We start from the raw sequence: 13,512 nt of genomic DNA, 5'->3' as shown, positions 1-13,512 counted from the left end.
GTGGCCGGTGACCTGACCGTGACCGGCCGGATCAGCTCAGGCGGGCCAGCAATCGCAGGCTCCGCTCCTCCAGGTGGGAGAGGCCGAGCCGCCGGTGCGTCTCGACCGCCTCGCGGGCGTGCTCACGAGCCCGGCCGGCGCGGCCCAGCCGCGCCGCCAGCTCGGCGAGGACCAGGTGGGTGGAGCCCCACGCCGTGCTGCCCGTCCCGGCGACGATCAGCTGGTCGCCGTGCGGGGCGAGCCTGTCGTACAGCTCCTCGGGGTCGGGGACGCCGAGCCCGGCGGCGACCAGGCCCCAGACGGGGATGAGGAAGTCGGCGATCCAGTCGTCCGCGACCTCGGTGCCCCAGCGGGCGACCAGCTCGCGGGCGAGATCCGGACGGCCGGAGTCGAGGGCGGCCAGCACCGCGATCGGGCGCAGCGGCACCAGCGACGGGTCCTCCGCCGAGGCGAGCAGCCCGTCGAGGGTCTCCGCGACCCGGCCGCGCCCCCGGTCGCAGGTGAACATCGTGAGCAGCAGCCGGAACTCCTGCCCCCAGACGCTTGAGCCGTAGCCCATCTTCCCGAAACGGGTGACGAGCGACTCCGCGTCCGCCCAACGGCCTTCGAGGGTGCACCTGGCGGTCTGGGCGATGCGGACCATGGCCTCCAGCTCGGGGCGGCGTACCTCCTCGACCAGCCGTTCGCAGCGGGCCAGATCGAGATCCCAGCCGGTCAGGTCGCCGGCGCGCATCAGGCAGGCCATCCGGAAGACCCGGGCCACCAACTCGGTGGCGCGCGGCAGGTGCGGCAGGGACAGCATCTCCTTCGCGGCCCGCAGCCGTTCGGGGTTGCGGCCCGGCACCCAGCAGGCGAGCAGGTAGTTGTTCAGGGTCCGCGCCAGCAGCGCGGGGTCGTCCAGACCGCGGGCGATCTCCACGGCTCGCGCCGCGTGCCGCTCGCTCTCGGCGCGACGCGGGCCGTAGTGCAGCTCGACGGCGAGGGTGCCCAGCAGCGCGGCCCGGTCGCGGTCGTCGAGCGGCCCGGCCAGCAGGTCCTCGAGCACGGCGACCATCGCGGTGTCGACCACCCCGTAGGGGCGCCACAACCACAGGGCGAGTCCGCCGGAGACGGTGATCGCGGAGATCAGGGCCTCCCTGTCGCCAAGCCGCAGGGCGAGCTCGATCGCCTCCTCCAGGTCCCGGCGGGCCGCCACGGCGTCACCGACCGTACGGCGAGCCTGTCCCAGCTCCGTCAGCAACGCGCACCTGGACCTGCCGTCGTCGCCACGGCCGCCGTCGGCGGGCAGTGAGTTCAAAGCCAGCTCCCACAGCTCGACGGCCTCGGTGTACGCGAGCTGGGCCGTGGCCCGCCGGGCCGCGCGGGAGGCGTACTCCACCGCCTTGGACGCGCCGCCGACCCTGGCGGCCGAGGCGAAGTGATGGGCCAGGGTGGCGGGCTCGGCGCTCGGCCTGGCCTCCAGGCACTCGCCCGTACGCAGGTGCAGCCGGGCCCGCGCCAGGCGGCCGAGCCCGGCGAGCAGCGCGTCGCGCACCAGGGCGTGGGAGAAACGGTAGTCGGGGCCGCCGGGCGGCTCGGCCAGCAGCCCGCTCGCCACCGCCGGTTCCAGCAGGGCCATCACCCGCTCGGCGGGGATGCCCGTGACGGCTTCGAGCACGTCGATGTCCACCTCGCGCCCGGTGACCGCCGCAGCCCGCAGCAGCTCCCGCGTCTCCTCGGGAAGCCTCGCCGCCCGGCGCTCGATGACGTCACGTGCTCCGGCGGGCAGTCCCGCCACCAGGCAGTGCTCACCTTCGCCCTCGCGCAGCCGCAGCAGCTCGCCCAGGTAGAAGGGGTTGCCGCCGCTCCGCTCCAGCAGCACGTCGACCAGCAGGGGATCGTCGGGGATCCGCCGCAGACGCAGATAGGACGACACGTCCTTCGCGCGAAACGGGGACGGCTCCAGGTGCGTGGTCCCCGGCTCCCCGGACAACGCGCCGAGGGTGTCGCGCAGCTGCGCGGGGTGGTCGCCCGGTTCGGGACGCAGCGTCGCCATCACCAGCACCGGGTGGCGGGCCAGCTCGCCCGCGACGAAGGTGAGCAGCCGCAGCGAGGAGGCGTCGGCCCAGTGCAGGTCCTCCAGCACCACCAGGAGCGGGCCGCCGGTGGAGGTCAGCGTCGCCGTCACCCGCTCGTACAACTCGAACAGGGCGGCGTCGGGATCGAGACCGGGGGGAGCATCGGAGCCCGCGGAGACATCACCGTCGGGACCGGGGCCGGAATCGAGACAGAGGGGAGCATCGGAGCCCGCGCTGCCCGGACCGGGTCCGGAACTCGGAAGGGCCGGGCGAGGCTCAGGGCCCGGACGGTCCGGGCCGGGTTCGGGGCTCGGGCCGCGGACCGGTGACGTCGCCTCGCCGTGGAACGGGTTCGTCCCGCCGCACTCGCGCAACACCTGGATCCAGGGCCGGAACGCGGGGGCCGCGCCGTCGACGCAGCGCCCCCAGGCCACCCGGAAACCCCGCCCGGCGGCCTCGTCGGCCGCGGCCCGCGCGAGCCGGGTCTTGCCGATCCCGGCCTCCCCGGTCACCAGCACCACCCCGCCCTCCCCGCGCCTCGCCAAGGCCAGCCGCTCGGCGACCAGGCGCAGCTGCGCATCCCTGGCGACCAGGGTCTCGGCGGTCACGAGGTCACCGCTCCCGTCTCCCGTCGCGGCGCGGGCCGGTGCGGGCGGGACGAGCGCGGCGGGAGACGGCACCGGGTCCGCACCCGGAGACGGGCCGGGAGCGAGGCCGGAGGTCTCCAGCTCGACGGCCTGCTCGAACACCGCCCGCTCCAGGCGCCGCAGCCGCGGCCCCGGCTGGATGCCGAGGTCGTCGGCGAGCAGGGCACGGACCCGGCGTAGCGCGGCGAGCGCGTCGGCCTGCCTGCCGCTCCGATACAGCGCCGGCACCAGCAGCTCCCAGAGCCGCTCCCGGTAGGGGTGGGCCTCGACCAGGGCCTCCAGGTCCGGCACGCACGCGCCGCTCTCGCCCAGCGCCAGCCGTGCCTCGAATCCGTCCTCCACGGCGGTGGCCCGCAGCTCGCGCAGCCGCGTGAGGACGGGCCGGACGAACTCCTGATCGGCGAACTCGCCCAGCGGCTCACCTCGCCACAGCGCCAGCGTCTCCTCCAGCACCCGGAGTGCCTCCCGGTGGTCGCCGCGCGCCAGTGCCCTGCTGCCTTCCTCGGCGCCCGCGGCGAAGCGCGCCAGGTCGACCTGACCGGGGGCGACGGCCAGCAGGTATCCCGGCTCGCGGGTGAGCAGCACCCTCGGCGGGGTGCGCGGCCTGCGGCCGGGCTCCAGCACCCTGCGCAGGTGCGCGATGTAGGACTGCAGGGTCCTCGTCGCGGCGGAGGGCGGCTCGCCCGCCCACAGCCTGTCGATCAGGCCGTCCAGCGAGACCACCCTGCCAGGCTCCAGCGCCAGCATCGTCACCAGGGCACGCTGCTTCCTGGTGCCGAGGTCGAGTGGGTGACCGGTCTCATCGGTGACCTCCAGCGGGCCCAGCAGCCGGAAGGTCAGGTGCGTCGGTGGGTCCTCTTTCTTCATGGCAGCCGGAAGCCTACGTTCTCCCACCGTCAATTTCGTGGCCGGTGGATCCGGTGACCGGCGGGCCCCACGGCCCCGAGAGGCAGTGAGCCGTTCCGCTCTTCCCCAGGCCCGCCGGGGAGGGAAGGCTCCGAGCGTGATGTCGACCAGGTCTCGGGGTACCCGGTGCCGAGGAGGCCGGGAACGGTGCGGCCGTCCGCCGTGCCGAGTCCAGGAGCATCCGAGCCGCACCGTATCGGTCGAAGACTCAGGAGGGCCGTTCGTAGGTGCCGTCTCGGCGGGCCAGTAACTCCGCTAAAAGGGCGTCCCACTTGGCGCCGACCGACTCCACGTCGTAGGTGACGGCGGTCGCCAGAGCGCCTTCGGCCAGCCGGCGACGCAGTTTCCCGTCCTCGATGACGCGGCTGAGGGCGGCGGCGAGGTTGGCCTCGGTGCGCGGCGTGACCAGCAGCCCGTCGACCTCGTCAGTGATCATCTCCTTGGGGCCGTGCGGGCTGTTGAAGCTCACGATCGCCAGCCCTTTGGCCATCGCCTCGAGGATCGTCATGGGGAAGCCCTCGTGGCGGGAGCTGAGTACGAAGATCGAAGCCTTCTCCAACTCGGCGCCGATGTCGGAGGTGGGACCGGGCAGCTCGACCCTCCCCTGCAGTCCCGCCTCGGCGATCTGGGTGCGCAGGTTGTCCTCCTGCGGTCCCGCGCCGAAGATGCGCAGGGTCCAGTCGGGATGGGCGGCCGCCACGGTCTCCCACGCGGCGATGAGGCGGTGGAACCCCTTGAGCTTGGTCATGCGGCCGACGGCGACCACGACCTTGTCCTCCAGCTTGGAGATCCCGCCGGTCATGGGCGGTACGGCGTTGGGAATCCTCGCCAGCTTCCGGGGCTTTCGCCGCAGCGTCGCGCGGTAGTCGCGCATGTCGGCCTTGGTGAGGGTGACGAGGGCGTCGAACCTGCGGTAACGCCGTCTGATGACTTTCTGTACCTCCTGTGACTGTCCCCGCAGGGCCACGTGCTCCTGGCCGATGGTGATGACGCTCGGCAGGGCCAGCTGGGCGAGGGCCAGGTTGAGCCCGGGTCTGGTGGCGATGACGACGCCGGTGTCGACCGAGCGGATCCAGCGGGCCAGTCGCAGGTCGGTCCACACGTTGAAGCGGTGGTAGGCGGCCTCCTGCGGCGGGATGAGCCTGCTCGGCATCTTCGACAGCCGGCCGCGCAGGCCGGTCGGCGGGACCAGCCTGTCGTCGAGGAAGCGGAACCTCACCCTCGGGTCGATGGGGAAGAACGGTTCCTCCGCCTCCTTGAGGATGGAGACGATCTCCACGTCGTGTCCGGTCGAGGCCAGGTAGCCGGCCAGGTTGAAGACCGTTCTGATGGTGCCGCCCATGCCGTACGCGTGCAGGATCAGGATCTTGATCTGGTGTGTGGACGGGGGTGGCGCGGTCCGTTCACGCCTTCGGTTCCTCGCCTCGAACAGCCGGTAGATCGCCTTCTTGGCCTTGCCCGTCAGTGCACGCACCTGTGGGGGTCCCCTTCTCGCAGGCTTCCGGGCTCACACGCCTGTCTCTCCCCGTGGCGCATGCCCCGCTTTGACCCCTATAGACGCTGCGACGAGACGGAAGGTTGCACGGGATCCGCTCGGGTGCGAGCGGATCCCGGATCTCAACTCGACCTCAGCTCGATCTCAGCCGACTCGTTCGACAGTGGGGATCGGTAACGGTGAAAGGGGAGAGGCGATCATGACGATCGGGGACGATCTGCGGCGCGCGGTCAGGGGGCCGGTGCTGGCGGCGGGAGACGAGGGGTTCGAGCAGGCCAGGCGGGCGTGGAACCTCGCGGTCGACCAGCCGGTGGCGGCGGTGGTCGAGGCGGAGGACGCCGACGACGTGGCCGCGCTGGTCACCTGGGCGCGCCTCGCCGGGCTGTGCGTGACCGCCCAGCCCTTGGGGCACGGCGCGAGCGGCGACGTGGAGGGAGTGATCCTGCTGCGCACCGGGCGGCTGGGCGGGGTGGACGTACGGCCGCGGCAGCGCACCGCGCGGGTCGGGGCGGGGGTGAGGTGGGGCGAGGTGCTCGCCGTCGCCGGACCACACGGGCTGACCGGGCTGGCAGGCAGTTCCTCGGGCCCCAGCGTGGTGGGCTACACCCTGGGTGGGGGCCTGAGCTGGTTCGGCCGCCGCCACGGCTTCGCCGCCGACAGCGTGCGCGCCTTCGACGTGGTCGGCGCCGACGGCGTGCGGGCCACGGTCAGCGCCGAGTCCGACGCCGAGCTGTTCTGGGCGCTGCGAGGAGGCGGCGGCGACTTCGCCGTGGTGACCGCCGTCGAGTTCGACCTGCACCCGGCGCCGCACCTGTACGGGGGACGCGTCATGTGGCCCGGTGAGAGCGCCCCGCTGGTGCTCCAGGCGTTCCGGGAGATCACCGCCGACGCCCCCGACGAGCTGAGCGTCTGGTTCGATCTGCTGCACTTTCCCGGAGCGGCGCCCATGGTCGCCGTGGACGCGACGTTCCTGGGAGAGACGGGGGAGGCCCAGGACCTGCTGCGCCGCCTGGACAAGATCGACGGAGTGATCTCGGACAGCAGGGGCCCGCTGCGGGTGGCCGAGCTGGACTCCGTCTGCGCCGAGCCCACCGCCCCCGGAGCGGGGGTGAACCGGGGAGAGCTGCTGACCGACCTGGCCGACGAGGTCGTGGCGACGCTGCTCACCGCGCCGATCGCTCCGCTGCTGAGCGTGCAGATCCGCCACCTCGGCGGCGCCCTGTCCCGCCCGGCCGCGAACGGTGGTGCCTGCGGCCACTTGGCCGAGCCCTACATGCTGGCCATGCTGGGCCTCGCCCCCTCACCCGAGGCGGCCACCGCCGTACGGGCCCGCCAGGACGAGATCTCAGCGGACCTGGTCCCGTGGAGCAGCGGACGCAAGCCCTACACCTCGCTGAGTCCCGGTGAGCGGGCCACGGCCGCGTTCCCCGTCGACGTGCTGGCCCGGCTGCGCGACCTCAAGCGCTCCCGCGACCCGCACGGCCTCATCCGCGCCAACTACCCGGTGCTGCGCTGAGCGGGACGTTCGATCCCCGGCCCGGTCAGCGCAGCAGGGCCCGGCGTAGCGCGACCACCCGTTCGGCGGCGGCCCTGCGGCTGATCTCCGCCTCGGGGATTATCCCGTCGAAGCCGTGGAAGGCCCCCGGGTAGAGGTGGAACTCGGTGGAGACACCCGCCCGCACCAGCCGCAGGGCGTAGTCGAAGCACTCGTCCCTGAAGACCTCCAGCTCGCCGACGTCGATGTACGCGGGGGGCAGCCCCGACAGGTCGGTCGCCCTCGCCGGGGCCGCGTACGGGGAGACATCGTCGCCGCCCGATCGCTCGCCGAGCAGTGCCCTCCATCCGAAGAGGTTCGCCGACCGGTTCCACACGACCGCCTCGACGAACTCGTGGCTGGAAGGAGTGGTGTTGCGGTCGTCCAGCATCGGGCAGATCAGGAGCTGGAACGCGAGGGCCGGGCCGCCGCGGTCGCGTGCCAGCAGCACGGTGCCCGCGGCGAGCCCGCCTCCCGCGCTGACCCCGCCCACCGCGAGGCGCTCAGGGTCGATGCCCAGCTCGGCGGAGTTCTTGGCGGTCCACAGCAGACCCGCGTAGCAGTCCTCGACCGGAGCCGGGTCCGGGTTCTCCGGCGCGAGTCGATAGTCGACCGAGACGATCACGCATCCCAGCGCCGCGACGTATTCGTTGAGGCGCGCGTCCTCCGTCTCCACGTCGCCGAGGATCATCCCGCCGCCGTGGATCCAGTACAGGCAGGGGACGGCGCCCTCCTGCCCGGCGGGCCGGTAGATCCGCAACCGGATGTCGGGATCGCCCTCGGGGCCGGGTACGGTCCGGTCCTCGATCACGACTCGCTCGTCCGGAGCGAGCGGGGGCATCGCCGCACGCGCCGCGTCCAGCTGGAGACGGACGTCGGGCAGGTCCTCCAGTCGCATGGCGCCGAAATCGGCGGCGGGCAGGGGACTCGCCTCGAGGGCGGCGGCCAGTCCGGGATCGAGATTGGGGTGAAGTGCCATGTCGCTCACCTAACCAGAAGACGAGGGACGCCGGTTCACGCGATCGGCTCTCTCATCGATCACACGGGATCCCGCGCAGCCGCACAACCGCGAGGTGGTCGCGACGAGAGGCCGTCACCCGGCTCCGCGGCCTGCCACCCACGCGGTGGGAGCCCGGTGAGGAGGTGACGTTCGGGCGGCCGGGCATCGGCGGGACGGATCGGGCCACCCGGATTCGCGGCGGAAAGAACGCGAGTACGGGCCCGGCAAGCCCGGCGCGCGACGAACGACGAATTCTCCGCGAGCCGCGGAAAACGGCCGTCGAAAACCTCGGGGGAGGAAAGCGCGGATAAAACCACTGGCATCGAAGGCCGCCTTTGTACTTCAATGGAGAAAAGGCCGGGGCATCCGCTCCGCACCTCGGAAAGGATCGACGATGAAGTACGGCGCGTCATCGGTGCGGCAGGGAAGCCTTGAGATGTTTTCGCTGCTCAATGACAGTGCTCCGGCTCCCGAGGGGGCAGGCGGCTAGTCCTTGCGAGGGAAACCGCCGAGCCGCCCAAGACATCGGTCCAGGCGGCTTCTTCATTTCCTGAACCATGGGAGGCTGCTTCGACCAGCGTGCGCGGAAGCCGGTTTCCCCGCTCTCCATAAATTCACGGCGCAGCACGTTTAACGCTTTCACGCCTTCTCGTGGGAAGGGGAAAGGATTCATCTCGGAAGACACGCCGCAGAGGCCGAATCGGTAAGGCAGCCGGTTTCCACCCGGCAGGACGGGGTTCGAACCCCCGCTGCGGCTCTGCCCTGGCAGGAGAAGGGCATGGGACTGGGACTCGGCGACGGGAGTGGCGACCCCCGCCCGGTTCGCAGGCCCGCGGCGCGTCCGGTACGGCCCACGCCAACCGGACCGGACGCGTGACGGAGCGTAGCTCAGCAGGAAGAGCATCCGGTCAGGGACCGGAAGGCCGCAGGTTCGAGCCCTGCCGTTCCGACGAAGCGGTGACTTCCAGCGAAGGCGACCCCGGACGCGACGATCTGAGGCGCGACCACTCACCACGCGCAGTGCTCCGGGACGTCGAGCGAGAACGGTCAGGCGACACAGGCGACACAGTGACATCGGTGACATCGGTGACATCGGCGTGCGTACGGCACGCCCGGCCGCTCTGGCCCAACGGCAGAGGCGCCGGTTTCAGGAACCGGAGGTTCGGGGTTCGAATCCCCGGGGCGGCACGTACACGGTGACGGGCGGGCACACCCGCCCGTCACCGTCGGCAGGGGACTACTCGTCGTGGTGCCAGGGCAGCGGGACGGGTTCGGCGGGGAGGTCTCCGTCCAGGAGATCGGACAACAGGGCTCCAAGGTTGAGGGGGAAGATCGTCTCATCGGTGGTGAGGAGATCGTGACGGGTCCACCAGCGGTGCGCCGAGATCAGCGAACGCTCCAGTTCCTCCTGTCCCGAGACGTCGACGGCGTGTTCGCCGACACGCAGGAAGAAGAACGAGTCGATCGCGGCGATCCGGACGTCTCCGAACCAGGTGAGGCCGGAGGAGCGGGCCACGACGGGCCCCAGGCGTTCTTCCGTGATCTCCAGCCCTGTCTCCTCGCGTATCTCGCGGACCGCGGCGGCGGTCAGTGTCTCGCCGTCGTGCACCCCTCCGCCAGGGGTGATCCAGCAGTGCTCGGCGGGCCACTGCGCGGGGGCCGGGCAGCGGAACAGCAGGAGGCGCTCGTCGGCGTCGACCAGCAGGATCCGGGCACTGGGACGTGAGATCGGGGCGGTCACGTCCTCGATCGTAGAAGAGACCGCCCGCCCGCCGGGGCTGTCAGGCTCCGGCGGGCGGCATGATCGCGGCCGGGTCGTTGACGATCTGGTTGATCACCACGTTCGCGGCGCCCCGGGAGGCGGCGCCGAAGCCGTGGTCGGAGGCGATGAAACGACAGCGGGCCGCGGGGCCGGCGACGACCAGACGCTCCAGCTCCGCCTGGGCGAAGGGGAGCAGCCATGCGGCCAGGGTGGCGAAGTAACCGCCTACGACGATCACGCGCGGGTTGAAGAGGTTGACCAGGATCGAGCCGCCGAGCCCGAGCCAGCGGCCGACCTCCGCGACCGCGACCAGCGTCTGCTGGTCGCCGGCGGCCAGGTCGCGGGCGATCTCGGCCACCCGCTCCTCGGGATCGGGCACCGGGACCGTTTCCAGCCCGTACGCCCGCTCGGGGGTCGCCATGCGCACCAGCGCGGCCAGGCCCACCTTCGTCTCCCAGCAGCCGAACCGCCCGCAGCCGCAGCGCCCGCCGCTCGGGTCGACCGGCAGGTGCCCGACCTCGCCGGAGAAGCCGTCCGCTCCGCGCAGCAGCCTGCCGTTCACGACGATGCCGCCGCCCACGCCGACCTCGCCGGTGAGGTAGACCATGTCGGCCGTACCGGCGGCGACTCCCGAGGTGTATTCGGCCAGAGCGGCGAGGTTCGCGTCGTTGTCGACCGTGACCGGCACGCGCAGCGGGCCGAGGGCGGAGGAGAGCCGGGCGGCGAGCGGCACGTCGTGCCAGTCGAGGTTGGGGGCGAAGGCGACCACCCCGTGGTCGACGTCGACCAGGCCGGGGACCGCCACTCCGATGCCCGCCGGCGCGGCCCCGGCGCGCGCCATCTCCTCGATGGCCTCGCGGGCCGTCAGGCCGAGTTCGCGAAGCGAGCGGCTGGCGCCGCTGCCCGCCGCGTCGAAGCCCAGGCGGCGGTCGACCAGGACGTTGCCGCCGAGGTCGACGCCGTGGACGGCGACGTAGTCGACGTTGATCTCCAGGCCGAGGGCACCGATGTGCGCGCCGTGCAGCGCCACCGCCCGCCGGGGGCGGCCGACCGTGCCGGCGTGGTCGACGCCCACCTCCTGGACGAGCCGCCGGTCGAGGAGCTCGACCATCAGGTTGGAGACGGTGGCCCGGTGCAGGCCCGTGGCCTCCGCGATGTCGGACCGGGAGGTGGACCCGTGCTCGCGCAGGTGGCGCAGGACCAGGGAGAGGTTCGTCCTGCGGAGCAGGGCGGGACCCGCGGCCTGAGGCGTGCCGCCCACCGTGCGGGCCTGGTGCTGCTCCTGGGTCACACGGCCACCTGGCTTTTATTTGTCTCGGATAGAAATTAATTGGATTTGTAACACACAGGTGTCCTGTCGCGCACCGGGGGGGACGGTAACGACTCGGTATCTGTCGTTCGTGTGACGTACACGCGTAAACGCGCGACCGTGTTACGAAAACGTTACGCAGATCGAAACGTTTCGGACCTTGCGCCCCAACCTGGACTGAGCCTTTAATTCGGCCAGTCATGCAAATTAATTGAGGGGAGTGACGTGCACCGTAGCTGGACCGGCAGTCGCAACGGCGGTTCGACGAGCTCGAACAGGTCGGCCGGTACACCCGCCGACCAGGCCACCGTGCGCCGGTCCAACCTGTCCCTGGTGCTGCGTCACGTCAGCGAGTACGGTCCGCGGTCCAGGTCGGTCGTCGCCATGGAGACCGGCCTGAACAAGACCACGGTCACCAGCCTCGTCAGCGAGCTGCAGGCCCGAGGCCTCCTCAAGGAGATCGGGCCCCAGCACGCCGGTGCCGTCGGCCGCCCCGGGCTCGCCCTCGCGCTGGACGGGGCGGGGGTCGGAGCCCTCGGCCTTGAGGTGAACGTCGACTACATCGCCGCCTTCGCCACCGATCTGGGCGGCAGGGTGCTGATCGACCGGCGGGTGAGCTTCGACGCGATGGGCTGCGACTCCGAGCGTTCCCTGACGGAGTTGGCCCGGGTGATCGGGGAGGCCATGGCCGAACTCGACCTCCTGGAGGTCAAGGTCGCCGGAATCACCGTGGCCGTTCCCGGTCTCGTCGACACCGCCACCGGCACCGTGGACGTCGCCCCCAACCTCGGCTGGTACGGCGTCCCGGTGGCGGAGTGGCTGGTACGCGCCGGAGTTCCCCCGAACGTACCGATCAGCGTGGACAACGACGCCAACCTGGCGGCCCTCGCCGAGTTCACCGGCGGAATCGCCTCCGGTACGTCCGATCTCGTCTATCTCACCGGCGAGGTCGGCATCGGCGGCGGCGTGATCTCCGGAGGACGCCTGCTGAGCGGCGCCGACGGCTTCGCGGGAGAGGTGGGCCATGTCATGGTCGACCCCTCGGGCGAGCGCTGCGGCTGCGGCCGGATCGGCTGCTGGGAGACGAAGGTCGGCCTGGCCGCGCTGGTCCGGATGGCCACCCCCGACCACGCCTACGGCATGCACGACGGGGTGATGCGCGACCCGGAGGAGCGGCTGGCCGAGATCGAGCTGCGGTGGGCCGCGGGTGACCCCCGGGTCGACCTGGCCATCGGCGAGGTGGGACGCTGGCTCGGGCGGGGATCGGCCACCCTGGTCAACCTCTTCAACCCGCGCGTCATCGTCATCGGCGGCTACTTCGCCAAGCTCGCCGACCGGCTCATCCCGGTGGCGCAGGCGGAGTTGAAGCGGCTGGGCGTGGAGGGATCCGCCGCCCGCTGCGAATTCGTCGCCTCCGATCTCGGCTTCGGCGCCGCCTCGCGCGGCGCCGCCGGGATCGTCACGGAGAGGGTGCTCTCCAACCCCACTGCCATCGACGTCCGCCTGGCGGCACCGGCACCCGAGAAGGAGCGCGAATGAGACGCCATATCTCGTGAGACCCGGTATCGCCCCCACGAACATCCCGTCCGTCCGGTTGGAGAACCGGATTCGTGACGCCGTCGTTCACGCCGACCTCGGCGGCGCCACGCTGGTGCTGTCCGGCCCGGCCGGACGGGCGGGATCCCAATCGTCCCCTTCTATCGAGTTCCCAGCGAAGTCCCCATCGAGATTCAGTCGTAAAGATCCACGGAGGCCCCCCATGCCCGAGCCGTCAACCGACTCGGCACCCCTCCTCGTAATGCGAGGGATCGTCAAGCAGTTCCCCGGAGTGCGCGCCCTGGACGGCGTCGACCTGGAGGTCCGTGCCGGCGAGGTGCACTGTCTGCTCGGCCAGAACGGTGCCGGGAAGTCCACTCTGATCAAGACCCTGGCCGGTGCCCACCAGCCCGACGAGGGGACGATCACGCTGAACGGCGAGGAGGTGCGGCTGTCGAGCCCGATCGCGGCGATCAGGCTCGGGATCTCCACGATCTATCAGGAGCTCGACCTGGTGGACGGGCTGAGTGTGGCCGAGAACGTGTTCTTGGGGCATGAGCCGGCCCGGCTGGGGTTCGTGAGCCGGGGGGAGTCGGCGCGGGCGACGCGGGAGTTGCTGGCGCGGCTGGGGCACGCGGAGATCCGCCCGTCGCTGGAGGTGGGGCGGTTGTCTCCGGCGGCCAAGCAGGTGGTGAGCATGGCGCGGGCGTTGTCGCACGACACCCGGTTGATCATCATGGACGAGCCGTCGGCGGCGCTTGCCCATGACGAGGTGGGCAACCTGTTCCGGATCATCCGGGAGCTGACCTCGCAGGGGGTGGCGGTGGTCTACATCTCGCATCGGCTGGAGGAGATCCGCGAGATCGGGGATCGGGTGACGGTGCTGAAGGACGGTCGCACGGTCGCGGTGGGCCTGCCGGCCAAGGAGACGCCGACCTCGAAGGTGGTCTCGCTGATGACCGGCCGCAACGTCGAGTACGTCTTCCCCGAGCGTCCCGCCTCCGGCGCCCACGACGGCAAGGCGGAGGTGCTGCGGGTCAGCGAGCTGAGCATTCCCGGCCGTGTCTCCGATGTGTCGTTCTCGGTGCGGGCGGGGGAGATCGTGGGGCTGGCCGGTCTGGTCGGCTCGGGCCGTTCGGAGATCATCGAGGCGGTGTACGGGGCGCGGCGTTTCTCCGGGCAGGTGATGCTGGAGGGCAAGGTGGTGCGCCGGGGCGGTGGCACGACCGGTGCGGTGCGGCTGGGCATGGGGTTGGCGCCCGAGGA

General features: G+C 71.7%; 8 protein-coding genes and 3 tRNA genes. 6 read left to right on the top strand and 5 right to left on the bottom strand.

Annotation, left to right across the window (positions count from 1 at the left end; all coding sequences use genetic code 11):
- Positions 1-31: 31 nt before the first annotated feature.
- Positions 32-3,571, bottom strand: a complete 3,540-nt coding sequence (locus AB0B90_RS26540) for a BTAD domain-containing putative transcriptional regulator (RefSeq protein ID WP_362925321.1) — start codon at positions 3,569-3,571, stop codon at positions 32-34.
- A 247-nt stretch (positions 3,572-3,818) separates the two neighbouring features.
- Entirely contained in the window at positions 3,819-5,084 is a 1,266-nt protein-coding gene (locus AB0B90_RS26535; protein WP_362925319.1) for a glycosyltransferase family 4 protein, read from the bottom strand.
- A gap of 220 nt (positions 5,085-5,304) precedes the next feature.
- Here AB0B90_RS26535 and AB0B90_RS26530 point away from each other — a divergent pair, with 220 nt between their 5' ends.
- Positions 5,305-6,621 carry an FAD-binding oxidoreductase gene (locus AB0B90_RS26530; protein WP_350949034.1) on the top strand — a complete coding sequence of 439 codons (1,317 nt, stop codon included), beginning with the start codon at positions 5,305-5,307 and terminating at the stop codon, positions 6,619-6,621.
- 25 nt (positions 6,622-6,646) lie between these two features.
- Here AB0B90_RS26530 and AB0B90_RS26525 read toward each other — a convergent pair whose 3' ends face one another.
- Positions 6,647-7,618 (bottom strand): alpha/beta hydrolase, encoded by a 972-nt coding sequence (locus tag AB0B90_RS26525; RefSeq protein ID WP_350949033.1) that lies wholly within the window; start codon positions 7,616-7,618, stop codon positions 6,647-6,649.
- Positions 7,619-8,324: 706 nt separating this feature from the next.
- Here AB0B90_RS26525 and AB0B90_RS26520 point away from each other — a divergent pair.
- From AB0B90_RS26520 to AB0B90_RS26510, 3 genes are all read left to right on the top strand, one after another.
- Positions 8,325-8,396, top strand: a tRNA-Gly gene (locus tag AB0B90_RS26520).
- 120 nt (positions 8,397-8,516) lie between these two features.
- A tRNA-Pro gene (locus tag AB0B90_RS26515) sits at positions 8,517-8,589 on the top strand.
- Positions 8,590-8,754: 165 nt separating this feature from the next.
- A tRNA-Leu gene (locus AB0B90_RS26510) sits at positions 8,755-8,827 on the top strand.
- A gap of 49 nt (positions 8,828-8,876) precedes the next feature.
- Here the strand turns inward: AB0B90_RS26510 and AB0B90_RS26505 are convergent.
- Both AB0B90_RS26505 and AB0B90_RS26500 read right to left on the bottom strand, forming a co-directional pair.
- Positions 8,877-9,380 carry an NUDIX domain-containing protein gene (locus AB0B90_RS26505; protein WP_350949032.1) on the bottom strand — a complete coding sequence of 168 codons (504 nt, stop codon included), beginning with the start codon at positions 9,378-9,380 and terminating at the stop codon, positions 8,877-8,879.
- A gap of 40 nt (positions 9,381-9,420) precedes the next feature.
- Positions 9,421-10,692 (bottom strand): ROK family transcriptional regulator, encoded by a 1,272-nt coding sequence (locus AB0B90_RS26500; RefSeq protein ID WP_350949031.1) that lies wholly within the window; start codon positions 10,690-10,692, stop codon positions 9,421-9,423.
- Between the two features lie 243 nt (positions 10,693-10,935).
- Here AB0B90_RS26500 and AB0B90_RS26495 point away from each other — a divergent pair, with 243 nt between their 5' ends.
- Together AB0B90_RS26495 and AB0B90_RS26490 are read left to right on the top strand one after the other, a co-directional pair.
- Positions 10,936-12,249 carry an ROK family transcriptional regulator gene (locus AB0B90_RS26495; RefSeq protein ID WP_350949030.1) on the top strand — a complete coding sequence of 438 codons (1,314 nt, stop codon included), beginning with the start codon at positions 10,936-10,938 and terminating at the stop codon, positions 12,247-12,249.
- A 220-nt stretch (positions 12,250-12,469) separates the two neighbouring features.
- The coding region (locus tag AB0B90_RS26490) for a sugar ABC transporter ATP-binding protein (RefSeq protein ID WP_362925315.1) at positions 12,470-13,512 on the top strand (1,043 nt) is incomplete at its 3' end.

The sequence above is a fragment of the Streptosporangium sp. NPDC049078 genome (assembly GCF_040648855.1).
Lineage (GTDB): Bacteria > Actinomycetota > Actinomycetes > Streptosporangiales > Streptosporangiaceae > Streptosporangium.
Note: the sequence above shows the minus strand (reverse complement) of the source record. Positions and strands in the feature narration are given on the sequence as shown.